Annotated in this window: 20 protein-coding genes; 13 read left to right on the forward strand and 7 right to left on the reverse strand. The window is 69.3% G+C overall.

Annotated elements, in window-relative coordinates; all coding sequences use genetic code 11:
- The first annotated feature begins 6 nt into the window (after positions 1-6).
- The 3 genes from THIARS_RS08155 (at position 7) to THIARS_RS08165 (ending at position 2,368) form a co-directional block, all read left to right on the forward strand.
- Positions 7-822, forward strand: a complete 816-nt coding sequence (locus tag THIARS_RS08155) for a TlpA family protein disulfide reductase (RefSeq protein ID WP_094160172.1) — start codon at positions 7-9, stop codon at positions 820-822.
- A 98-nt stretch (positions 823-920) separates the two neighbouring features.
- A complete protein-coding gene (locus THIARS_RS08160; RefSeq protein WP_094160173.1) occupies positions 921-1,841 on the forward strand; it encodes a DMT family transporter in 921 nt (306 codons plus the stop codon).
- On the forward strand, positions 1,838-2,368 hold the full coding sequence (locus THIARS_RS08165; protein ID WP_094160174.1) for a glutathione peroxidase: 531 nt from the start codon (positions 1,838-1,840) through the stop codon (positions 2,366-2,368). The genes THIARS_RS08160 and THIARS_RS08165 overlap by 4 nt, the downstream gene beginning before the upstream one ends.
- 115 nt (positions 2,369-2,483) lie before the next feature.
- Here the strand turns inward: THIARS_RS08165 and glcF are convergent, their stop codons facing one another.
- The 3 genes from glcF to THIARS_RS08180 all read right to left on the reverse strand — a co-directional run bounded on the left by glcF (position 2,484) and on the right by THIARS_RS08180 (position 6,550).
- The gene (gene glcF, locus THIARS_RS08170; protein ID WP_094160175.1) at positions 2,484-3,713 is read right to left on the reverse strand and encodes a glycolate oxidase subunit GlcF; all 1,230 of its coding nucleotides are present in this window, start codon (positions 3,711-3,713) and stop codon (positions 2,484-2,486) included.
- Between the two features lie 82 nt (positions 3,714-3,795).
- Entirely contained in the window at positions 3,796-4,917 is a 1,122-nt protein-coding gene (glcE, locus tag THIARS_RS08175) for a glycolate oxidase subunit GlcE (RefSeq protein ID WP_094160176.1), read from the reverse strand.
- 139 nt (positions 4,918-5,056) lie between these two features.
- Positions 5,057-6,550, reverse strand: a complete 1,494-nt coding sequence (locus THIARS_RS08180) for an FAD-linked oxidase C-terminal domain-containing protein (RefSeq protein ID WP_094160177.1) — start codon at positions 6,548-6,550, stop codon at positions 5,057-5,059.
- Between the two features lie 498 nt (positions 6,551-7,048).
- On the opposite strand from THIARS_RS08180, the gene THIARS_RS08185 reads away from it, so the two are divergent.
- The 4 genes from THIARS_RS08185 to THIARS_RS08200 all read left to right on the forward strand — a co-directional run bounded on the left by THIARS_RS08185 (position 7,049) and on the right by THIARS_RS08200 (position 10,983).
- The gene (locus THIARS_RS08185; RefSeq protein WP_186436602.1) at positions 7,049-7,579 is read left to right on the forward strand and encodes a phosphatase PAP2 family protein; all 531 of its coding nucleotides are present in this window, start codon (positions 7,049-7,051) and stop codon (positions 7,577-7,579) included.
- Between the two features lie 278 nt (positions 7,580-7,857).
- Positions 7,858-8,481, forward strand: coding sequence for a helix-turn-helix domain-containing protein (locus tag THIARS_RS08190; protein ID WP_094160708.1), 624 nt, complete (start codon positions 7,858-7,860; stop codon positions 8,479-8,481).
- Between the two features lie 136 nt (positions 8,482-8,617).
- Positions 8,618-9,586, forward strand: a complete 969-nt coding sequence (locus THIARS_RS08195) for an IS1595 family transposase (RefSeq protein ID WP_094159009.1) — start codon at positions 8,618-8,620, stop codon at positions 9,584-9,586.
- Between the two features lie 173 nt (positions 9,587-9,759).
- Positions 9,760-10,983: a DNA polymerase Y family protein gene (locus THIARS_RS08200; RefSeq protein WP_094160709.1), complete on the forward strand. Its 1,224-nt coding sequence runs from the start codon at positions 9,760-9,762 to the stop codon at positions 10,981-10,983.
- Positions 10,984-11,028: 45 nt separating this feature from the next.
- On the opposite strand, the gene purD is transcribed toward THIARS_RS08200, so the two are convergent.
- Positions 11,029-12,309, reverse strand: coding sequence for a phosphoribosylamine--glycine ligase (purD, locus tag THIARS_RS08205; RefSeq protein ID WP_094160179.1), 1,281 nt, complete (start codon positions 12,307-12,309; stop codon positions 11,029-11,031).
- 25 nt (positions 12,310-12,334) lie between these two features.
- Complete coding sequence (locus THIARS_RS08210) at positions 12,335-13,057, reverse strand: YebC/PmpR family DNA-binding transcriptional regulator (RefSeq protein WP_094160180.1); 723 nt, start codon at positions 13,055-13,057, stop codon at positions 12,335-12,337.
- 98 nt (positions 13,058-13,155) lie between these two features.
- On the opposite strand from THIARS_RS08210, the gene THIARS_RS08215 reads away from it, so the two are divergent.
- Positions 13,156-14,667, forward strand: a complete 1,512-nt coding sequence (locus THIARS_RS08215) for a helicase HerA-like domain-containing protein (RefSeq protein ID WP_094160181.1) — start codon at positions 13,156-13,158, stop codon at positions 14,665-14,667.
- An 82-nt stretch (positions 14,668-14,749) separates the two neighbouring features.
- On the opposite strand, the gene THIARS_RS08220 is transcribed toward THIARS_RS08215, so the two are convergent.
- Positions 14,750-15,853 (reverse strand): diguanylate cyclase, encoded by a 1,104-nt coding sequence (locus tag THIARS_RS08220; protein ID WP_245845657.1) that lies wholly within the window; start codon positions 15,851-15,853, stop codon positions 14,750-14,752.
- Positions 15,854-16,201: 348 nt separating this feature from the next.
- Here THIARS_RS08220 and THIARS_RS08225 point away from each other — a divergent pair, with 348 nt between their 5' ends.
- The 5 genes from THIARS_RS08225 to THIARS_RS08245 are packed head-to-tail and all read left to right on the forward strand — an operon-like array spanning position 16,202 to position 21,040.
- Positions 16,202-17,551 carry an NAD(P)/FAD-dependent oxidoreductase gene (locus tag THIARS_RS08225; protein WP_094160183.1) on the forward strand — a complete coding sequence of 450 codons (1,350 nt, stop codon included), beginning with the start codon at positions 16,202-16,204 and terminating at the stop codon, positions 17,549-17,551.
- Between the two features lie 14 nt (positions 17,552-17,565).
- The gene (locus tag THIARS_RS08230; RefSeq protein ID WP_245845661.1) at positions 17,566-18,618 is read left to right on the forward strand and encodes a chorismate transformation FkbO/Hyg5 family protein; all 1,053 of its coding nucleotides are present in this window, start codon (positions 17,566-17,568) and stop codon (positions 18,616-18,618) included.
- Positions 18,612-19,451 carry a MipA/OmpV family protein gene (locus THIARS_RS08235; RefSeq protein ID WP_094160184.1) on the forward strand — a complete coding sequence of 280 codons (840 nt, stop codon included), beginning with the start codon at positions 18,612-18,614 and terminating at the stop codon, positions 19,449-19,451. The genes THIARS_RS08230 and THIARS_RS08235 overlap by 7 nt, the downstream gene beginning before the upstream one ends.
- Positions 19,444-20,250, forward strand: coding sequence for a lysophospholipid acyltransferase family protein (locus tag THIARS_RS08240; RefSeq protein ID WP_094160185.1), 807 nt, complete (start codon positions 19,444-19,446; stop codon positions 20,248-20,250). Before THIARS_RS08235 ends, THIARS_RS08240 begins: the two co-directional genes overlap by 8 nt.
- Positions 20,243-21,040: a glycosyltransferase family 2 protein gene (locus tag THIARS_RS08245; protein ID WP_094160186.1), complete on the forward strand. Its 798-nt coding sequence runs from the start codon at positions 20,243-20,245 to the stop codon at positions 21,038-21,040. The genes THIARS_RS08240 and THIARS_RS08245 overlap by 8 nt, the downstream gene beginning before the upstream one ends.
- Before the next feature lie 104 nt (positions 21,041-21,144).
- Here the strand turns inward: THIARS_RS08245 and THIARS_RS08250 are convergent, their stop codons facing one another.
- Positions 21,145-22,458, reverse strand: coding sequence for a cation:proton antiporter (locus tag THIARS_RS08250; RefSeq protein ID WP_094160187.1), 1,314 nt, complete (start codon positions 22,456-22,458; stop codon positions 21,145-21,147).
- Between the last annotated feature and the right edge of the window lie 19 nt (positions 22,459-22,477).

Raw genomic sequence — 22,477 nt, forward strand, 5'->3', positions numbered from 1 at the left:
GGCAAGATGGACGCGCTTCGCCTCGGTCCGCTGGTGCTGCCCTGGGGGCCGCTGGTCCTGGCGCTGGGCTACACGGTGGCGATGTTCGCCGCCGGGGCCGCGCGCCGCGCCGGACGCGGCGATCCCGAGCCCGCCTTGCTGCCGCTGCTGGTGCTGGCCCTCGTCGCCGCGCGCTTGGCTTTCGTCCTGCAGCACCTTGCGGACTATCCCACGGCACTGTCCATGCTCGACATCCGCGATCGCGGCTTCGATGCCTGGGCGGGCTGGCTCGCGGGACTGCTGGGCGTGGCGTTCTGGGCCTGGCGCCGTCCGGCGCTGCGGCGCAGCCTGCCGGCAAGCGCAGCCACCGGCGCGGCCGTGGTGCTGGCGACGCTCGGTCTGCTGCAGCTCGCGCAGCCGCCGCGCCCGCCGCTCCCGGCCATCAACCTGCCCAGGCTGGGCGGCGGCGAGCTGGCCTTGCAAAGCCTGCGGGGCCGGCCGGTGGTGCTCAATTTGTGGGCCACCTGGTGTCCGCCATGCCGGCGCGAGCTGCCCATGCTGGCGCAGGCGGCGCGGCGGGAGCAGGGCGTGCGCATCGTGCTGGTGGACGAAGGCGAGCCAGCCGCCCGGGTGGCCGATTTCCTGCGGCGCGAGAACCTGGCGCCGCCCGAGGTGCTGCTGGATGCGCACAATGTCCTGATGGCGCACTACCGCGCGCCCGGCTTCCCGACCACCTTGTTCATCGCGGCGGACGGGCGCGTGCAGCGCATGCACATCGGCGAGTTGTCGGCGGCAACCCTCGCCCAGGGCGTGGCGGAACTGCGCCGCAGCCCCGCGTCATGAGGCGCCCCGTGCGGGACGCCGTCCAAGGGCCGGCGGCGCCTGGGTGGTTGCGGCGCAACGCCGGCAGCCCTTGCGGGCGCAGCGAATAATTCCTCTTCATGTCCACATTCCGCCAAACCCTGCTCGGCATCGCCGGCCTGATGCTCAATGCCTTCGTCTGGGGCGTGTCCTGGTGGCCGTTCCGCTACCTCCACGGCCTGGGGCTCAACCCCTTGTGGGCCACGGCCTTCATCTACGGCGTGAGCGCCTGCGCCATCCTGCTGTGGCGTCCGGGGGCGTTCGCCCAGTTGTTGCGGAACCGCCCGCTGTGGCTCATCGTGCTGTCGTCCGGGGCGACCAACGCCGCCTTCAACTGGGGCGTCACCGTCGGCGACGTGGTGCGCGTCGTCCTGCTGTTCTACCTCATGCCGGTGTGGGCGGCGCTGCTGGCGCGCTGGCTGCTGCACGAGCGCTTCACGCCGCTGATGGGGGTGCGCCTGCTGCTGGCCATGGCCGGCGCGATGGCGGTGCTGTGGCCGCCCGGCGGCGGGCTGCCGCTGCCGCGCCAGCCGGCGGACTGGCTGGGGGTGATCGGCGGGTTTTTCTTTGCCCTGAACAATGTGATGCTGCGCAAATACGCCCACACGCCGCCCGAAGCCCGCGGCCTGGCCATGTTCGCCGGCGGCATGGCGGTGGCGGGCGGGCTGGCCGCCTTGCTCGCCGCGCGCGGCATGGCCAGCCCGCTGCCCGCGCCGGCGATGGGCTGGATGCTGGCGGTGAGCCTGTTGTCGCTGGGTTTTCTGGCCGGCAACCTGGGGCTGCAATATGGCGCCGAGCGCCTGCCCTCCAGCCTCACCGCGGTGGTGATGACGGCGGAAGTGGTGTTCGCCAGCGGCAGCGCGGTGCTGCTGGGGGCCGAGCACCTCACCGCGCCGCTGTGGATTGGTGGTAGCCTCATCTTGCTGGCCATCCTGCTCGCGGCGTGGCGCCGCCCGGCATTGTCGTTGCACACGCATCCGCCCAGGGAGACCCTGACATGAAGCCTGCCGAACCTCATCCCGTCCACACGGCTTTCGATTTCTCGGCAACCGGCATCGACGGGGTCGAGCAGCCGCTGGCCCAATGGCGCGGCAAGGTGCTGCTGATCGTCAACACCGCCAGCGAATGCGGCTACACCCCGCAATACGCCGGCCTGCAGGCGCTCTATCACGCCTATCGCGGGCGCGGCTTCGAGGTGCTGGCGTTCCCGTGCAACCAGTTCGGCGCACAGGAGCCGGGCAGCTCCGAGCAGATCGCCCAGTTCTGCAGCGCCAACTACGGCGTGGAGTTTCCGCTGTTTGCCAGGATCGACGTCAACGGCGCGCACACCCACCCGCTGTGGCGCTGGCTCAAGGACGAGGCCAGCGGCGTGCTCGGCACCGAAGTCATCAAGTGGAACTTCACCAAGTTCCTGATCGGCCGCGACGGGCAGGTGATCCGCCGCTACGCGCCGCAGACCCAGCCCGACGCGCTGCGCGGCGACATCGAGATGGCGTTGGACGCGCCCCTGCCCGCAATCGCCTCTTGAGGTTTGCGCCATGGGCGATGGGCGCGGAACGGCGTAGACACGAGGCGCGCCCTCCCGGCCTCCCCCACCGTGCGGGGGTGGGGAGAGGTGCGGACGGGCGCGATGCCGGGAGGCCTCAGCGGTCCCGCATCGCCTCGTCGAGAAATTCCAGCCAGTGCTGCACCGGCATCGTGGTGCCGGACTGCAGGTGCTGGATGCAGCCGATGTTGGCGCTCAGGATGCGCTGCGGCGCCAGGTGCGCCAGGTGCTTGAGCTTGCGCTCGCGCAGCTGCTTGGACAGATCGGCCTGCAGCACCGAGTAGGTGCCCGCCGAGCCGCAGCACAGGTGGCTTTCCGCCGGCAGGCTGACGCTGAAACCCAGCTTGCGCAGCAGATCTTCCACGCGGCCGCCCAGGCGCTGGCCATGCTGCAGCGAGCAGGGCGGGTGCCAGGCCAGGTTCTCGGCCGGCTTGGCGCGCAGTTTGGCGGCCAGGGCCTCGGCCTGGTCGGCGAGGAATTCGACGGGATCGCGCGCGAGCGCCGCGATGCGCGCGGCCTTCTCGGCATAGGCCGGGTCGGCGCCGAGTTCGCGGCCATAGTCCTTCACCTGCACGCCGCAGCCCGAGGCATTCACCACGATGGCCTCCACCGCGTCGCGCTGGACCAGCGGCCACCAGGCGTCGATGTTGCGGCGCATGTCGGCCAGCGCGCCGTCATGGTCGCTGAGATGCTGGCGGATGGCGCCGCAGCAACCGGCGTCGGGCGCGGTCAGCGCCTGCACGCCGATGGCGTCGAGCACGCGCGCGGTGGCGGCGTTGATGTTCGGCGCCATGGCCGGTTGCACGCAGCCCGCGAGCATGAGGACCTTGCGCGCGTGCTCGCGCGTCGGCCATGCGCCCGATGGCCTGGCGTGCGGCACCTTGTCCTTCAGCGCCTTGGGCACCAGGGGCTTGAGCGCCTGGCCCAGCTTGAGCGCCGGGCCGAACAGCGGCGAGGTCAGGCCCTCCATCAGCGCCCAGCGCGCCGCGCGCTGGCCCGCCGGGCGCGGCACCTTGGCATCCACCACGCGCCGGCCGATGTCGATCAACTGGCCATAGGCCACGCCGGATGGACAGGTGGTTTCGCAGTTGCGGCAGGTCAGGCAGCGGTCGAGATGCTGCTGGGTCTTGCGCGTGGGCTCGGCGCCTTCGAGCACTTGCTTGATGAGGTAGATGCGTCCGCGCGGACCGTCGAGCTCGTCGCCAAGCAGCTGGTAGGTGGGGCAGGTGGCGGTGCAGAAGCCGCAGTGCACGCAGGCGCGCAGGATGGCCTCGGCTTGCTGGCCTTCGGGCGTGCCGGCGAATTCGGGGGACAGGCGGGTTTCCATGAGGGTTGGGGTCGAGCGTATCGGGGTCGGTGGAGCGGGGTTGCCGTGACAGGGCTGGTTCGATGCGGCGTGCCGGCGCGGCTCAGGTCCCCACGATGGCCGGGAAGATGCCGTGCGGGTCGAAGGCGCGCTTGACCTCGCGGTGGATGCGCTCCAGCGCCGGGGGCGGGGGCGTGAACACCGGCGTGGACGGATCGCCGCCGCGAAAGCGCGTGGCGTGGCCGCCGACCTGCGCCGCCGCTTCGCGTATGACGGCTGCCGGCATGGCGGTTTTCATCCAGCGCTGCGCGCCGCCCCATTCGACGAGGATGTCCCCCTGCAGCTTGAGCGGCGGCGACGTGCTCGGCACGGCCAGGCGCCACAAGGCCTCGCCCGCCGCGCCGGGCTGCGCCCAGGTGGCGGCGAACCAGGGCAGGGTCTGTTCGCGCAGCCCTTGCCACAGCGCGCCGGCGGCTTGCTCCTGCAGGCGCGCGCCGCCCAGGCGCGCGCAGGCCGCGGCAACCGCCGCCTGCGCGCCGCGCAGGCGCACATGCAGGCGGTCGGCGCCGGAGCCGTCGCGCCACCAGGCGCTGGCGACGATGGGCAGGGGCTGGCCGCCCCAGGTGTTGATCTGGTCCAGCGCGCGGTCCTTGCCCATGTCGAACGTCAGCGTGGCCTCGCTCGGCGCGCGCGGCAGCACCTTCAGCGACACCTCCAGGATGGCGCCCAGCGAGCCCATCGACCCCACCAGCAGCCGCGAGGCGTCGAAGCCGGCGACGTTTTTCATCACCTGTCCGCCGAAGTGCAGCACCTCGCCTCTGCCGTTGAGCAGCACGGCGCCGAGCACATAGTCGCGCACGCCCCCGGCGCCCAGCCTGGAGGGGCCGGCCAGGCCGGCCGCGACCATGCCGCCCACGGTGGCGACGGCGCCGGTATGGGCGAAATGCGGCGGCTCGAAGGGCAGGCACTGGCCCTGCTCGGCGAGCGCCGACTCCAGCTCGGCGAGCGGGGTGCCGGCGCGCGCCGTGACGACCAGTTCGGTAGGCTCGTAGCTGACGATGCCCCGATAGGCGCGCAGATCCAGCACGCGGCCGCCTGGCGCGCGGCCCGGCGTTCCGCCCAGCCAGGACTTGCTGCCGCCACCGCGCACGGCGAGGGGCTGGTGTTCGGCCGCGGCTTGACGCACCTGGTCCTGCAGGGCGGCGAGGTGTTCTTGAGGATTCACGACGGATCTCGAATCGGATGAAAGGTTGTAGGGCTGGTGCGGCAGGGCGCCGGAACCGCGCCGCGGCTGCGGGAGTGCGGACGCCTGGCCCGGGACGCTCGTGGCGGCCTGGAACGCCTGGGCCGGGCGGGCGCCGGGTTCAGAAGCGCGCCAGCTCCGGAAACGGCACGCGCCCCCCGCGCACGTGCATCTTGCCGTATTCGGCGCAGCGCGCGTGCGAGGGAATGTGCTTGCCCGGGTTGAGCAGCTCGGCCGGGTCGAAGGCGCGGCGCAGGGCGCGGAACTGCTCGAGTTCCTCGGGGCTGAACTGCACGCACATGGAGTTGATCTTCTCCAGCCCCACGCCGTGCTCGCCGGTGATCGAGCCGCCCATCTCCACGCAGGTCTCCAGGATTCTGGCGCCGAAGGCCTCGGCGCGCTCCAGCTCGCCCGGCTTGTTGGCGTCGAACAGGATCAGCGGGTGCAGGTTGCCGTCGCCGGCGTGGAACACGTTCACGCAGCGCAGCGCGAACTCCTGCTCCATGGTCTGGATCGACAGCAGCATGTCCGCCACGCGTTTGCGCGGGATGGTGCCGTCCATGCAGTAGTAGTCCGGCGAGATGCGGCCCGACGCCGCGAACGCGTTCTTGCGCCCGCTCCAGAAGCGCAGGCGTTCGGCCTCGTCCCGGCTCACCGCGGTGGCCGTGGCGCCGCACATCCGCAGCACCGTGGTCATGCGCCCGATCTCCTCCTCCACCTCCTCCGGCGTGCCGTCGGACTCGCACAGCAGGATGGCTGCGGCGTCGAGGTCGTAGCCGGCGTGCACGAAGTCCTCCACGGCGCGGGTCATGGGCTTGTCCATCATCTCCAGCCCGGCCGGGATGATGCCGGCGGCGATCAGGCTGGCGACGGCGTCGCCGGCCTTGCGCAGGTCGTCGAAGCTGGCCATGATGCAGCGCGCCAGCTGCGGCTTCGGGATGAGCTTGACCGTCACCTCCGTCACCACCATCAGCATGCCCTCGCTGCCGATGACGGCCGCCAGCAGGTCCGGCCCCGGGCAGTCGCCCGCCAGGCTGCCCACGGTGATGGGCTCGCCCTCCACCGTGTAGCCGCGCACCTGCAGCACGTTGTGCACCGTCAGGCCGTATTTCAGGCAGTGCACGCCGCCCGAGTTCTCCGCCACGTTGCCGCCGATGGAGCAGGCGATCTGGCTGGAGGGGTCGGGCGCGTAGTACAGCCCATAAGGCGCGGCCGCCTCGGAGATGGCCAGGTTGCGCACCCCGCACTCCACCGTGGCGGTGCGCGCCAGTTTGTCGATGTGCTTGATGCGGTTGAAGCGCGACAGCGCCAGCAGCACGCCCTCGGCATGCGGCAGCGCTCCGCCGGACAGCCCGGTGCCCGCGCCGCGCGCCACTACCGGCACCTGCAAATGGTGGCAAACGCGCAACACCGCGGCCACCTGGGCCTCGGTCTCCGGCAGCGCCACGACCATGGGCTTTTGCCGGTAGGCGGACAGGCCGTCGCACTCATAGGGGGTCACGTCCTCGCGCTGCCACAGCAGACAGGAGGCCGGCAGCACGTCCGTCAGGGCGGCCACCACCTCGGCCTGGCGCTGCGCGCGCGCGGCGAGGTCTTGGGGAATGGGGGCATTCATGGGGTTGCGGGCTTGTGAACGCGAGTGGATTTTCGGATTGTTTCAAACCATAGCGCAGCCCATGTTGCAGTGCATGAGGGACAAACCCGACGCAGGCGTGAACGCCGGGCAAAGCTGCCTTGATCGGGATGGGGGTAAAGCGGGCGCTTGCCGCATCCACGCGGCGCACAGTGGGGCGGCCTTAAATCTGAAGTGCAAAACCCCAAGGGGCTATGCAAAGATTGCCCGGTATTCATGAGGACAGCAATCTTTACGATGTTTTCAGTGCCCGGCGCGATTTCGTTGCGCGTTCGACAAGTAAATCGAATGATTCGGTCCGTGGATCGAAATCCCCTTGCGAATTTCGTTCAACCTGGCGTGGCTGTTTGGTGGTTTGGGCCTGGTGTGACCTGACCGCGCACGCGGGCTCTGCGCCTGCCCTTCATCGAGAGGGCGGACAAGCGGTCGCGGCGACGGATGGGGTTCGGCTAGCATGGGTGCGCGCCAACATGCATGCTCATGCCGCCTCCACGCTGGGACCGTCTCGACAACCTTGAACTGCCTATCGTCAGGCGCTTCGTTGCGCTGGCGAGGTGGCGTTGGGTGCGCTCCGGCGTCGGCGTGGTCAACGTCCTGGCCAACGGGTGGATCTACCTTCCGATCGCCGCGGCGACCGCGCTGCTGGCGCCCGGGAGCGCCTGGCTGATGATCGGCCAGGCGGTTTTGGCGACGCTGCTGGCGCACATCGTGCATATCCTGCTGAAGCATGGTCTGAAACGCCCGCGCCCCTTCGACCGCGTCCCGGCGCTTGCGGCGCGGACGCGCGTGCTCGGCCGCTATGCGTTTCCGAGCGGCCATTGCATGACGCTGACCTGCATTGTCGTGCCCATCGTTCACCACGCGCCGTGGCTGTGGCCGCCGGCAGCCTTGGGCGTCGCGCTGCTCGCGGTATGCCGGATTATCGCGGGTCACCACTATCCGACCGACGTGCTGGCCGGGATCCTCATCGGCCTGGGCGTTGCATGGCCGACGGTGGCGTTGATCAAGTGAGGCGGCGGCTATCGCGCCGGGCGGCGGCGATGCGCGAATTGGGGTGGCGCGGGCCGATTGGGGCGCCATGGTTCAGCCGAAGGGTGTGACCCTTTCTGGAGGGGCGGCGATGGACATTGCATTCAAATTGTGCGATGTTAGTTTCCGTCCAGCCGGGGGAGCCGATGAAAGTCATGCCAGCGCCCAGTCGCCGCAACGCGGCCGCGCATCCTTGCGAGCAGTGCTTTCAGAGCCGGTTCTGTTTGCCTATCGCACTGCCCCAAGATGAACTGGCCTGCATGCGCGACATCATGCAGGCCACGGTGCGCATGCACAAGGGCGAGGCGCTGTTCGAGGCGGGCCAGCCGGTCAGCAAGCTCTACTCGGTCCATGCGGGTTCGTTCAAGTCGGTGGTCGGCAGTCCCGACGGGCGCCAGCAGATCGTCGGCTTTCACGTCGCGGGGGAACTGATGGGGCTGGAGAGCTTCGCCATGCGAACCTTCGCCACCGATGGCGTGGCGCTGGAAGACAGCGAGGCCTGCGAAATCGACGTCGGCACCCTGGAGCGTCACGCCGCCGCATCGCCGGCCCTGCTGCACCAGATCCATGGCCTGATCGGCAACCGGCTGGCGTGCGCGCAGCAAAACCAGTTCGCCCTGGGCAGCATGCATGCCGAGGAGCGGCTGGCGCGCTTCCTGCTCGACCTGTCCCAGCGCTACAGGGCACGCGGGCTCTCGCCCGATGCCTTCGTGTTGAGCATGACGCGGCAAGACATCGCCAGCTACCTCGGCTTGAAGCTGGAGACGGTCAGCAGGTTGATGACGCGCCTGCATCGCGATGGAATCCTGCAGGTGGAGCAGCGCCGGGTCCGCATCACCAACCGCGACGGCCTCACCGCTCTGCTCGCGCCGCCGGGGCACTGAACCGGCGGCAAGGCAGGCTCCGCGCCTCGGGGCGCGAAGTCCGTGCGCATGGTTGCGGCCTCGATGGCAGACGGCGCTCGAAGCTGTATAAATAAAAGGGGTATCCACTTAGCTCCAGTGAAGGCAGAATAGCTGGATGGATATCCAGACTTTAGCGCCAACGCCCGGAAAAGACTACCCACAGACCTGGAACGAGTTCCTCGACTGGTTTGGCACCGAAGAGGCGTGTCTGACGTACCTGGAACGATTGCGCTGGTCCAGCGGATTTGTTTGCCCACGCTGCGGCTGCGCTGGGCAGGCCTATCGCGCCACGCGTGGCCGGCTGATGTGCCCGAGCTGCCAGCACCAGAGTTCGGTGACCGCCGGCACCATCTTCGACAAGACCCGCACGCCACTGCGCGTGTGGCTGGCTGCGGCCTGGTACCTGACCAACCAGAAGCAAGGTGTGAGCGCTTTGGGGTTGCAGCGCGTGCTGGGGCTGGGCAGCTACCAGACCGCGTGGACCATGCTGCACCGACTGCGTCGTGCCATGGTTCGCCCGGGCCGCGAGCAACTCAGGGGGTTGGTCGAAGTTGACGAGACCTACCTGTCCATCACGGACAGACAAGCCCCCATCTCTCCCAAAGGGCGCAAGAGCAGCACGAGCAAGGTGCTGGTGGTGATGGCAGTGGAGATGCTGGAGCCCAAGGGGTTTGGCCGCATCCGCCTGCGCCGCATTGCCAACGATTGCGCCTCGTGTGTGATGCCGTTCGTGCAGGAGGTCATCGAGCCAGGCGCACAGGTGCGCACGGACGGCTCGGCCGCCTATCGGTCGTTGACGGAGTTGGGCTTCATCCATCAGCGCACGGTCATGCTGGGCTCCGATGTCCCCGCCCATGTCTCGATGGCAGGAGTGCATCGGGTGGCCGCTCTGGTGCAACGCTGGATTCTGGGCACCCACCATGGCTCGGTGCAGCCCGAACACCTGGATGCCTATCTGGACGAGTTCGTGTTCCGTTTCAACCGCCGCACGTCCAACTCGCGGGGCCTGTTGTTCTACCGGTTGCTGCAACAAGCCGTCGCCACTGCACCGGTGACCTACCGCGATGTGGTGCGAAAGGCTTGAATGTTTGGGTGACGGCCATAGAATGCATGTACTGGGTATTTATCCAGCATCCAAGCGTCACTGGAGCTAAGTGGATATCCCTTATAAATAAACAGTTAACATGGGCGCTCGGCTGCTTGCTGCCGCGCCCATGGCGGGCCGTGGCGGGTGCGCCGGGGTTTGAGGTGCTGGCCATGTTGCGTTGTCTGCTCGTCGATTTCAATTCCTACTTCGCTTCGGTGGAGCAGCAGGCGCGGCCCGAACTGCGCGGCCGGCCGGTGGGCGTGGTGCCGATGATGGCCGACACCACCTGCTGCATCGCTGCCAGCTACGAGGCCAAGGCCTTCGGCGTGAAGACCGGCACGCAGGTGGCCGAGGCGCGCAGGCTGTGCCCCGGGATGGTGTTCGTCGAGGCGCGGCATGCCTTGTACGTGGAGTTCCACCATCGCGCCATCGCTGCGGTGGACCGGGTGGCGCCGGTGGAGCAGGTGCTGTCCATCGACGAGATGGCCTGCGGCCTGCCCATGGGCTGGAGCAGTCGCGAGCGGGCCACGCAGCTGGCGCTGCGCATCAAGGCCGCGCTGCGCGAGGAGCTGGGCGAGTGCCTGCGGGTGTCGGTGGGCATCGCCCCCAATGTGTTCCTGGCCAAGCAGGCGTCCAATCTGCAAAAGCCGGACGGCCTGGTGGTGCTGGACGAGGCGGACCTGCCCGGCCCGCTGCTCGGCATGAAGCTCGACGGCCTGACCGGCATCGCCCGCGCCATGCTGGCGCGCCTGCAGGGGCATGGCATCGGCACCGTGGAGCAACTCTGGCGCGCGCGGCGCGAGCAGTTGCGCACGGTGTGGGGCGGGGTGGCGGGGGAGGATTTCTTCGACATGCTGCACGGCCGCACCGTGGAGCGCGTCGCCGGGCCGCGCCGCAGCCTGAGCCACAGCCATGTGCTGCCGCCCGAGCAGCGCAACCGCGACGACGCCTGCGGCGTGCTGGACCGCCTGACGCAAAAGGCGGCCATGCGCCTGCGCCGCGAGGGCCTGGCCGCCGGGGCCATGGCGGTGGGGCTGCGCTTCGCCGTGCGCGGCCAGCGCTTGCGCTGGGAGAACGCCGCGCGCCTGCCGCACACGCAGGACACGCAGACCCTGCTGCACACCCTGGGCACGCTGTGGGCCGCGCTGCCCCGGCACAGCCCGGCGCCGCTGAAAGTGGGCGTGGTGCTGTACGACCTGTTGCCCCTGGCCCAGGCCAGCGGCAACCTGTTCGACGACGACACCCGCCGCAGCGGCCTGTGGCAGGCGGTGGACGCCATCAATCTGCGCTACGGCAAGCACACGGTGTATTGCGGCAGTGCGCACCGCGCGCGCGACGCGGCGCCGATGCGCATTGCCTTCAACCACATCCCGGATCTCGGGACCGAGGCTTGAGGGGCCTCCGTGTCCGGGCCTGGGCATGCGGGGTAACCGCACGGCTTAGCGTTTGATGGCGCGGTGGCCGATGTCTTGGCGGTATTGCATGCCGTCGAACTGGATCTGCCGCACGCCGGCGTAGGCGCGGGCCTGGGCCATGCGCACGGAGTCGCCCAGCGCGGTGACGGCCAGCACGCGGCCGCCGCTGGTCAGCAGCTTGCCGCCCTCCAACCGTGTCCCGGCGTGGAACACGCGCAGGTCGTCCTCGGGCTTGGGCAGGCCGCCGATGACGTCGCCGGTGCGCGGGGCCTCGGGGTAGCCGGCGGCGGCCATCACCACCGCCAGCGCAGTGCGGCGGTCCCATTGCAGTTCGAGCTGGTCGAGCTTGCCGTCGACGGCGGCGTCGAGCACGGCCACCAGGTCGGTCTTCAGGCGCATGAGGATGGGCTGGGTCTCGGGATCGCCCAGGCGGCAGTTGAACTCCAGCGTCTTGGCGCGGCCCTGCGGATCGATCATCAGCCCGGCGTAGAGGAAGCCGGTGTAGGGATGGCCCTCGGCGGCCATGCTCTGCACCGTGGGCAGGATGATTTCGCGCATCACCCGCGCATGCACCTCGGGCGTGACCACCGGGGCCGGTGAATACGCGCCCATGCCGCCGGTGTTGGGGCCGGTGTCGCCGTCCTTGAGGCGCTTGTGGTCCTGGCTGGAGGCCAGCGGCACGACGCTGTGGCCGTCCACCAGCACGATGAAGCTGGCTTCCTCGCCGTCGAGGAAGTCCTCGATCACCACCCGCGCGCCGTCCTCGCCGTGCTGCAGGCCCAGGGTGTTGTGTTCGAGCATGTCGGCCACGGCGGCGTGCGCGGCCTCCAGGGTTTGCGCCACGACCACGCCCTTGCCGGCGGCCAGGCCGTCGGCCTTGACCACCAGCGGCGCGCCGTGCGTGTCGACATAGGCATGGGCCTCGGCGGCGTCGGTGAAGGTGCGGTGCGCGGCGGTGGGAATGCGGTTGCGCTCCATGAAGGCCTTGGCGTAGGCCTTGGAGCTTTCCAACTGGGCGGCGCCCTGGGTGGGGCCGAAGATGCGCAGGCGGCGCATGCGGAAGTAGTCGACGACGCCGGCGGCCAGCGGCGCCTCGGGGCCGACCACGGTGAGGTGGATGTCCTCGGCGACGCAGAAGTCGGCGAGTTGCTCCAGATCGGTGATGGGGAGGTTCTCGACATGCTGCTCGGTGGCGGTGCCGCCGTTGCCGGGGGCGACGTACACGCGCTTGACGCCGGGCGATTGCGCAAGCTTCCAGGCCAGGGCGTGCTCGCGCCCGCCCGAGCCGATGACCAGAAGTTTCATGATGGAGGTGGGAGGGTTGGCGGGCTCAGGGCAGGATGGCGTTGTGGTCCACGCGCTGCACGTCGTCGAGGTCTTCCAGCGCGTCCACCAGCTTGTGCATACGCTCGGCGTCGTCGCCGCTCAGTTCCACCTCGACTTGCGGCTTCATGCCGAGCTCGGCCATCTCGGGCTTGAGCCCGGCGTCTTCCAGCGCCTTGCGCACGGCTTCGAAGTCGTGCGGCGCGCACAGCACCTCGATCGAGCCGTCGTCGCCGGTGGCGACGTCCTCGGCGCCGGCTTCCAGCGCGGCTTCCATCACCTTGTCCTCGCTGGTGCCGGGGGCGAACAGGAACTGGCCGCAATGCTTGAACTGGAACGCCACCGAGCCCTCGGTGCCGAGATTGCCGCCGAGCTTGGACAGCGCATGCCGCACCTCGGCCACGGTGCGCACGCGGTTGTCGGTCATGCAGTCGATGATCAGGGCGGCGCCGCCGGGGCCGTAGCCTTCGTAGCGGATTTCCTCGTAGTGCGCGCCGTCCAGGTTGCCGGTGCCGCGGTCGATCGCGCGCTTGAGGTTGTCGGCCGGCATATTGGCCTCGCGCGCCTTGTCCAGCGCCATGCGCAGGCGCGGGTTGGCGCCAGGGTCGCCGCCGCCGAGCTTGGCGGCCACGGTGACCTCACGGATGATCTTGGTCCACACCTTGCCGCGTTTTTCGTCCTGGCGGCCCTTGCGGTGCTGGATATTGGCCCATTTGGAATGGCCGGCCATAAGTTCTCGCTCCCGGCGCCATGGCGGCGCTCTTTCGTGTAAGGGGTTGTTAGACTGGGTTGCCCATTTTACGGCCCGCCTTGCAGGAGACCTTTCCGATGACCGAGCCCATTCTCATCGCCCAGCACGGCGCCCTGCAATGCCAGCTGTTGCCGCGCATGGCCAACCGCCACGGGCTCATCACCGGCGCCACCGGCACCGGCAAGACCATCAGCCTGCAGGTGCTGGCCGAAGCGTTCTCGCGCATCGGCACCCCGGTGTTCCTGGCCGACGTGAAGGGCGACCTCACCGGCGTGAGCCAGGCCGGCAGCCTGAGTCCCAAGCTGGCCGAGCGCCTGAAGAACCTGGGCCTGCCCGAGCCGGTCTTCGGCGCCTGCCCGGCCACGCTGTGGGACGTGTTCGGCGAGCAGGGCCATCCGGTGCGCGCCACCATTTCCGACATGGGGCCGCTGCTGCTGACCCGCCTGCTGCAGCTCAACGAGACCCAGGCCGGAGTGCTCAACCTCGTCTTCAAGATTGCCGACGACAACGGCCTGCTGCTGCTCGACCTCAAGGACTTGCGCGCCATGCTGCAGGAAGTGGGCGACAGCGCGGCCCAGTTCACCACCGAGTACGGCAACATCAGCGCGGCCAGCGTGGGCGCCATCCAGCGCGGCCTGCTGCAGCTCGAAAGCCAGGGCGCGGACAAGTTCTTCGGCGAGCCCATGCTCAACATCGCCGACCTGATGCAGACCGACGGCAACGGGCGCGGCATGGTCAACATCCTCGCCGCCGACAAGCTGTATCAGTCGCCCCGGCTGTACGCCACCTTCCTGCTGTGGCTGCTGTCCGAGCTGTTCGAGCATCTGCCCGAGGTGGGCGACGTGGACCAGCCCAAGCTGGTGTTCTTTTTCGACGAGGCCCACCTGCTGTTCGCCGATGCGCCCAAGGCGCTGGTGGACAAGGTGGAGCAGGTGGTGCGCCTGATCCGCTCCAAGGGGGTGGGCGTGTTCTTCGTCACGCAGAACCCGCTGGACATTCCCGACGCCGTGCTCGGCCAGCTCGGCAACCGCATCCAGCACGCGCTGCGCGCCTACACCCCGCGCGACCAGAAGGCGGTGAAGACGGCGGCCGACACCATGCGGCCCAATGCCGGGCTGGACATCGCGCAGGCCATCACCGAACTCGCCGTGGGCGAGGCCCTGGTGTCCCTGCTCGACGACAAGGGCAGGCCGTCGCCCACCGAGCGGGTGTGGATGCTGGCTCCCGGCACCCGCATCGGCCCCATCACGCCCGACGAGCGCAAGGTTCTCATGCAGGGCTCGCTGGTGGCCGGGGTGTACGAGAAGGTGGTGGACCGCGAATCCGCCTACGAACGGCTCAAGGGCCGCGTCGCTGCGCAGCCGGCGCCCGCGAACGCGCCTGGCCAGGCCACGCAGCCCGCCTCCGCGGGCGGCCAGGCCTCGGGCGGCTGGCTCGGCGGCCTGGGCAGCCTCGGAACCGGCACCGGGCGCAAGGACTCGCTGCTCGAGGCCCTGGCCAAGTCCGCCGCGCGCAGCATCGGCAGCACCGTGGGCCGCGAAATCATCCGCGGCGTGCTGGGCGGCATTCTGGGTGGGCGCGGACGTTAACCGGCGCCATACAAGCAGCTAACGGACCCGATGCTGGCCCAAGCGCCTTGCGCGCGAATGGGATGTTGCAAGAAAGGTCCGTTCAGATCGTGCTTGGCACGGCCGAGTTGACCGAAGGGGGCGACGCCTCCCCCGACACCTGGTTGCGCCCGTCGTTCTTGGCGCGGTAGAGCGCGGCGTCGGCATCGTTCATCCACGCGCGCAGGTTGTCGTGCCGTGCTTGCGCGGCCGCCAGGCCGATGCTGCAGGTCAGGCGCAAATCGGGTTGTTCGGGCAGGCGCAGGTCCTGCACGCAAGCGCGGATACGCTCGGCAATGGCGCGCGCTTCGCCGGCTTGGGTGTCGGCGCACACCACCGCGAACTCATCGCCGCCATAGCGGCCGGCGCTGTCGTGGGCGCGTATGCAGTCACGGATGACATGGCCCACGGCGCTGATCACCTCGTCACCCGCGCTGTGGCCAAGGGTGTCGTTGATGAACTTGAAGCGGTCGATGTCGATCATCAGCAGGTAGGCCGGCTCGCCGCGCGCGCGGAAGTCGCGCAGGGCCGCGTCGGCGCGCTCCTGCCAATGGTCGCGCGTGTACAGGCCGGTTTGCGAGTCCGTGCGGCGCAATTCCTCGAGCTGGCGGTTTTGGCGCGATACGGTGCGGATCAGGCGGTAGCTGCCGATGCTGGAGGCCAGGGTGTGGACGATGATCAGGGGCAGCGTGCACAGCACCACGAGGTGCGAGCTTTGCAGCATCGGCTCGGGCCGCGTCAGCAGCGTCGCCAGCCCCGCCGCGCCGAGCAAGCCGGGCAGCGAATGCAGCCACAGCCGCTTGATGCCGGTGCTGAGCTTGTCGAACGTGGTCACCGTGACCAGCACCAGGCTGGGCAGCAGGTTGAAGTGCATGAGGGGAACCCACAGTCCTGCGATCGCCGAGTCGATCAGCAGGTTGCGCTTCTCGGCGCGGTAGCGTTCCTTGCTGCGGCGTGCCAGCAGGTAGGCCAGGTGCGGCCAGACGAAGCACGTGGCGACCAGGATCCACCAGTAGGCTGGCGGCACCTGTTGCTCGAGCAGCACGCTGCCCGCGGCCACGCCGCCCAAGCCCATGCCGAGAACGCGCATCGGGTAGATGTAGCGGTAGGTTTGCTCGCGCGTGGCGGACGCGGCATAACTCGGCGGGCGGGAGGGTGATGGCGGCACAGGCGCTTGAGTGTGGTGGGGGTGGTTCTCGGGGATGGCGGCAACCGGTAACCGTCTGCAACGGGCAAGCATAGCGCCGCAGGCCTGGCAAGCCAACGGCCGGTTGCCGCGCGCTGCCTGTGTGCCCGATTCTTGACCGTCCGCACCCCTCCTCCGCCTCTCCCCTCTCCATGCATGGGGAGGGGAGGGAGCCACGCGCGCGCCGGAGTCCGCCTGCGTCCCTTCTAAAATGCCGCCACCTTCCAGGGCACCATAGACTGCGGCATGGGGCATGGCTTTGGCAGGGTTTGTGTCCCCACCCGCACGCAGCGTTCAACGACCGGGCATGCCCGGTCCTCAGGGAGTTTCATGACGGATTCACGAGATGGGGCTTCGGCACCGACCGCGGCGCAAGAGACCGACGTCCTGATCATCGGCGGCGGCCCCGGCGGGGCCACGGCGGCGGCGCTGCTGGCCGAGCGCGGCCTGCGCGTCGTGCTGGCGGAGAAGTCGCGGCATCCGCGCTTTCACATCGGCGAATCCCTGCTCCCGGCCAATCTGCCCTTGTTCGACAAGCTGGGCGTGGCCGACGAAGTGCGCGCCATCGGCATGGAGAAATGGGGCGCCGAGTTCGTCTCGCCCTGGCATGCGCAGAAGTCGCAGAGCTTCGTTTTCGCCGACGCCTGGGACAAGTCCATGCCGATGGCCTATCAGGTGCGGCGTTCGGACTTCGACCACATCCTGATCCGCAACGCCGCGCGCAAGGGCGCCCAGGTGGTGGAGGGCTGCGAGGTGCGCGACGTGCGGTTCCTGCCCGATGCGCAGGGCGCGGTCATCAGCGCCGCGCAGGACGACGGCAGCCTGGCGGTCTGGCGCGCGCGCTACGTCATCGACGCCTCGGGCCGCGACACCTTTCTCTCCAGCCGCTTCAAGGCCAAGCACCGCGACCCCAAGCACAACAGCGCCGCGCTCTATGCCCATTTCACCGGGGCGCAGCGGCACGCTGGCAAGGAGCAGGGCAACATCACCATTTTCTGGTTCGACCACGGCTGGTTCTGGTTCATCCCGCTGGCCGACGGCGCCACCAGCGTGGGCGCCGTGGTCTGGCCCTATTTCCTCAAGACGCGCGGTTCCAGGTCGCTGGAGCAGTTCTTCGCCGACACCATCGCGATGTCACCGGCGCTGTCGGCACGCTTGGAGGGCGCGGCCCGCGTGACCGAGGTCGAGGCCACCGGCAATTTCTCGTATCGCAGCGACCGCACGCACGGGCCGAATTACCTGCTGATCGGCGACGCCTACGCCTTCATCGACCCGGTGTTTTCCTCCGGCGTGATGCTGGCCATGCAAGGGGCCTTCGTCGCTGCCGAGACGGTTGACGTCTGTCTGCGCCACCCCGCGCGCGCGGCGCAGGCCCTGGCGCGCTTCGACCACCAGATCCGCTTCGGTCCGCGCGAATTTTCCTGGTTCATCTATCGCGTGAACCACCCCACGATGCGCGACATGTTCATGGGGCCGAGCAATCTCTGGCGAGTGAAGGAAGCACTGCTGTCGGTGCTGGCGGGCGATATTTTCGGCACCACGCCGATCTGGAACTCGCTGCGTCTGCTCAAGGGCATTTTCTATCTCGCCTCCTTGCGCCATCTGGGCAGATCGTGGCGGGCCGCTTTGCTGCGCAAGCGGCAAATCCGTCCGGAGCCGCTCGAGACGTCGAGCGGCTGATGGCGGGGGCCCCCATGTTGCAACTGCAGTTCATGCCGGCTGCCGAGCTTGCCGGCCAAGCGTCGCTTGGGCCGGACGGCGTGCTCGGCGCGGCCTGCTTCGGCATCGAGCCGCCGGCTTCGCTGGCGGCGCTGGATCTGCCCTTGGCCTGCGTGCGGGTCGCGCCCCTGTGTGCCGGCGCGACCCCGCCCGTTGCCGCCGTCTGCGAGGTCTGGACCACCGCCGCGCCGCTGCGCCGGGGGGAGCACGGGCGGCTGCGCTACCGTTGCAGCGAAGAGATCTTGTTCGGCACGCTGTCGATCCCGGTGGCCGACGCGGAGCCGGTCGCCGCCAACATGGCCCCGGCGATGCAGCGCGCCGCCGAGCGCGCCTACGCCGAGCTGTTCGCCGCCGTGGAGGCGCTGGGTTTTCCTCACCTGCTCCGGGTGTGGAACCACGTGCCGGACATCAATGGCCGCAGCGCGGGGCTGGAGCATTACCGCCTGTTCAATATCGGCAGGCAGGACGCGTTCCTGGCGTTCGATCGTCAAATCGCCGGGGCCAGCGTGCCGGCGGCCAGCGCCTTGGGCGCGCAGGACGGTTCTGCGCTGGTGGTGTACTGCATGGCGGCCCGCCGGCCCGCAGCGGCCCTGGAGAACCCGCGCCAGATCAGCGCCTACGACTACCCGCGCGACTACGGCCCGCGCGCGCCGACGTTTTCGCGCGCCAACCTGGCGCGTATCGATGGCCAGTCCGTCCTGTTCATTTCCGGCACCGCCAGCATCGTCGGCCACCAGACCCAGCATGCCGGGGACGCGGCCATGCAGACCCGCGAGACCTTGCGCAACATCGAGGCGCTGTTGCAGCAGGCCGCCCGGCGCGGCGCCGCGGGCTTGCGCCTGGAGCATTTGCATTACAAGGTGTACGTGCGCCACGCGCATGATCTGCCCCTGGTGCGCGCCGAGCTGGAGCGCGCCGCGGGCGGCGGCGCGCGAGTGCTGTATCTGCAGGCCGACGTCTGCCGTGCGGACCTGCTGGTGGAAATCGAGGCCGTGGCCTTTCCCGCGGAACCGGAGTCTCCATGTTGAACCGCCGCGTCCCGGCCGCGCTGGCCTTCCTGGCGCTGTGCGCCTTGCCGGCTGGCGCCCAGGCCGACCCCAAGCCGCTGTGGGAAGCGGGGCTGGGGGTGGGGGCGCTCACCTTTCCCGATTACGTCGGCTCGGACCGGCAGCACGGCGACCTGCTGCCGGTGCCGTATTTCGTCTACCGCGGAGAGATCATCAAGGCCGGGCGCAACGGCGTGCAGGCCCGCTTGTTCGACAGTCTGCACGCCGAGGTCTATTTCAGCCTCGGCGCCTCGCCGCCGGTCAACAGCACCGACAACCGCGCGCGCAGCGGCATGCCCGACCTCAGGCCCATGGTCGAATTCGGCCCCGCACTGGAAGTGCATCTGTGGGGCTCCGCCGCGCGACGCATGCGCCTGGATTTTCGCGCGCCGCTGCGCAGCGCCTTCACCGTGGAGTCGCATACGCGCCAGGTCGGCTGGGTGTTCGCGCCGGTGCTGAACCTGGACATGGCCGATGTGGCCGGACTGCAGGGCTGGAACCTCGGCGCGCAGGCCGGGCCGATCTTCACGGACCGCAGCTACAACCAGACCTTCTACGGCGTCGCTCCCGGCGAGGCCACCGCCACGCGACCGGCCTACAGCGCCCAGGGGGGCTATGCGGGCAGCCAGTTCACCCTGGCGCTGAGCAAGCGCTTCCCCGGCTTCTGGGTAGGGGCGTTCACACGCTACGACAATCTCGCAGGTGCGGTGTTTGCCGACAGCCCGCTGGTGCGGCGCAGCCGCAATGTGTCGGCCGGCATCGGTATTGCCTGGATCCTGGGGCAGTCTTCGCAAATGGTCGAAAGCCATGAATGACGACGTGATACGTGCGGCACCCATGCCCGGCCGTCTGCGCACGGCCTGGGACGCGGCGCGCGTGTATTTCGGCCTGGGCGTGCTGGGCGTGCTGGGCTTTTTGTGGTCGCTGCTGGCGGTGCCGCTGTATTACCTGCTGCCGCGCAGGCTCGGGCAGGCGCTGGGGCGCGGGCTGATCCACCATGCCTTTCGCTTCTACCTGCGCACGCTGGCGGTGATCGGCGCCTGCCGCTTCGACCTCTCGGCGCTGGACGCACTGCGTGGGCAAGCGCCGATGATCATCGCGCCCAACCATCCGACGCTCATCGACGCGGTGCTGGTGATCTCGCGCCTGCCGGGGCTGGCTTGCATCATGAAGGCCAGCATTCTCGACAACCCGTCCCTCGGCGCCGGCGCGCGCCTGGCGCGCTACATCCGCAACGACTCGCTGCGCAACATGATCAACCTGGCCGTGGCCGACCTGCACGAAGGCCACCACTTGCTGCTTTTTCCCGAGGGCACGCGCTCCACGCGCCTGCCCATCGGCGCGGTACGCGGCAGCGTCGGGCTCATCGCCAAGCAGGCCCAGGTGCCGGTGCAGACCGTGTTCATCGAGACCGACTCCCCCTTCCTCGCCAAGGGCTGGCCCTTGTTCCGCCGCCCGCTGTTGCCCATCACGTACCGTCTGCGGCTGGGGCGCCGTTTCGACGCGCCACAAGACGTGCAAACGTTCGTGGCCGAACTCGAGGCCTACTTCCGCTGCGCGCTGGCCGACGCCTGCCTGCCCGCTCCGTTGACAAGCACCCAGGACGATGACTGAGCAATCCGCAACCGACCCCGGCGACAACCCGCCGCAACCTTCGTCCACCCATCTCGTTCTCATCCCCAGCTACAACCCGGGCGCCCAGGTGTACGACACCGTGCGCGCGGCGCGCGCTCGGTGGGCGCCGGTCTGGGTGGTCGTGGACGGCAGCCGCGACGGCAGCGCCGAGGGCCTGCAAGCGCTGGCCGCGGCCGATGCCCAACTGCGCGTGATGGTTCTGCCGGAGAACCGCGGCAAGGGCGCCGCCGTCCTGCATGGACTGGACGCCGCCGCCGCCGCGGGCTACACGCATGTGCTGACCATGGATTCCGACGGCCAGCACCCGGCCGACCGCATCCCCGTCTTCATGGCCGCCTCGCAACAGCAGCCGCGCGCCATGGTGCTGGGCGTGCCGGTGTTCGACGCCAGCGCGCCCAATCTGCGCGTGCAGGGGCGCAAGGTGTCCAACGCCTGGGCCAATCTGGAAACCCTCTGGGCCGGCATCGGCGATTCGCTCTACGGCTTTCGCGTCTATCCGGTCAAGGCCCTGCGCCGGATCATGCACCGCCAGACCTGGATGCGTCGTTTCGACTTCGATCCCGAGGCCGTGGTGCGCCTGAGCTGGGCGGGGATTCCGGCCGTCAACCTGCCCGCGCCGGTGCGCTACCTGCGTGCCGAGGAAGGCGGGGTCTCGCACTTCAACTACTGGCGCGACAACGCCTTGCTGACGTGGATGCACACCAGGTTGTTCCTCGGCTTCGTGCTGCGCCTGCCGCTGCTGTTGTGGCGGCGCTTGCGCGGGGGCTGAGGCGGCGGGATCCGTCCATCTGCGCGCTTGCCTATACGCGCAGCATCGAGGGGGTGCAGACGGGGCGGGTCGACAAGGCCTGGAGCTGAGTTCAGGGCGGATCGTCAGGCTTGCGGCGATGCGGCGGGCATGTCGGTGGGCGCAGGCAGGGCGTAGCCGGCACGTGGCAGCCACAGGCGCAGCAGCGGGGCGGTGAGGATGGTGCTGAAGATGGCCATGATGACCAGCATGGTGAACACCGGCCGGGAGATGGCGCCGAGGTCGTAGCCGACGTTGATGACGATGAGTTCCATCAGCGCGCGGGTGTTCATCAGGGCGCCCATGATGCCGGCTTCGGGCCGGCTCATGCCGCAGATGCGCGCGGCCAGATAGGCGGCGCCGAACTTGCCCAGGGTGGCGAGCAGCACCAAGGCCGCGCACCAGGCCCACAGCGCGGCGCTGGCGAGGCCGCCGATGTCGGTGCGCAGGCCGGTGTAGGTGAAGAAGATGGGCAGGAAAAACACCAGCACGAAAGGGGAGACCTGGTCGTTCCAGGCGCGCACGAAACGGGTCTCGTCGTGCAGGATGACGCCCATCATGAAACCGCCGAAGATGGCGAAGATGCCGATCTGGTAGGTGGCCATGCCCGAGGCGAAGATCGCCGCCAGCACGATGCCGAGCAGGTGCGGCGGCAGGTCGCGTCCCGCGGCCTGGAAGCGGTGGACGATGCGGCGCATCAGCGGCCGCAGGCCGAACATCCACAGCAGCATGAAGCCCAGCACCAGCGCCACCTTGATGGCGAAGGACGCGGCGTCGAAATGGCTGAGCGTGAGGGTGGTGACGAGCGCCAGCAGCAGCCAGCCGGCGACGTCGTTGATGGCCGCGGCGCTGATGGCGATCACGCCCAGCGGCGTGCGCGTGAGGTTGAAGTCCATCAGGATGCGGCCGAGGATGGGCAGCGCGGTGATGGAAAACGCCGTGGCGACGAACAGCGCCGACGCCACGCGCCCCGCCTGCGGCGACAGTTCCGGCGCGGCAACCCAGCCCCAGGCGGCCCCGAGGGCGAAGGGCGCGACCATGCTGGCCAGACCCACCCACAGCACGGCGCGGCGGTTCCGTCCGCTGCGCAGGTGGCCGAAATCGAACTCCAGGCCGATCTGGAACATCAGCAGGATGAGCCCGATCTGCGACAGCATCTGCAGCGGTGCGGGCGGGATGGAGAGGAAGATGGCATGGAAGGCGCGCGGCGCGAGCAGCCCCAGCAGCGAGGGGCCGAGCAGGATGCCGACGACGATCTCGCCCACGGCGGCGGTCTGTCCCAATCGCACGGCGATTTCGCCGCCGACGCGGGCGGCCAGCACGATGAGGGTCAGTTGCAGCAGGACGAAGAACAGCATCGACTCGGTTGCATGCTGGGCGATGTGGATCGTGGGCTGCATGAGGGGCGCGGGGGAGGCG

It is taken from the genome of Thiomonas delicata (genome assembly GCF_900088825.1).
In the GTDB taxonomy this organism is placed as follows: domain Bacteria; phylum Pseudomonadota; class Gammaproteobacteria; order Burkholderiales; family Burkholderiaceae_C; genus Thiomonas_A; species Thiomonas_A delicata.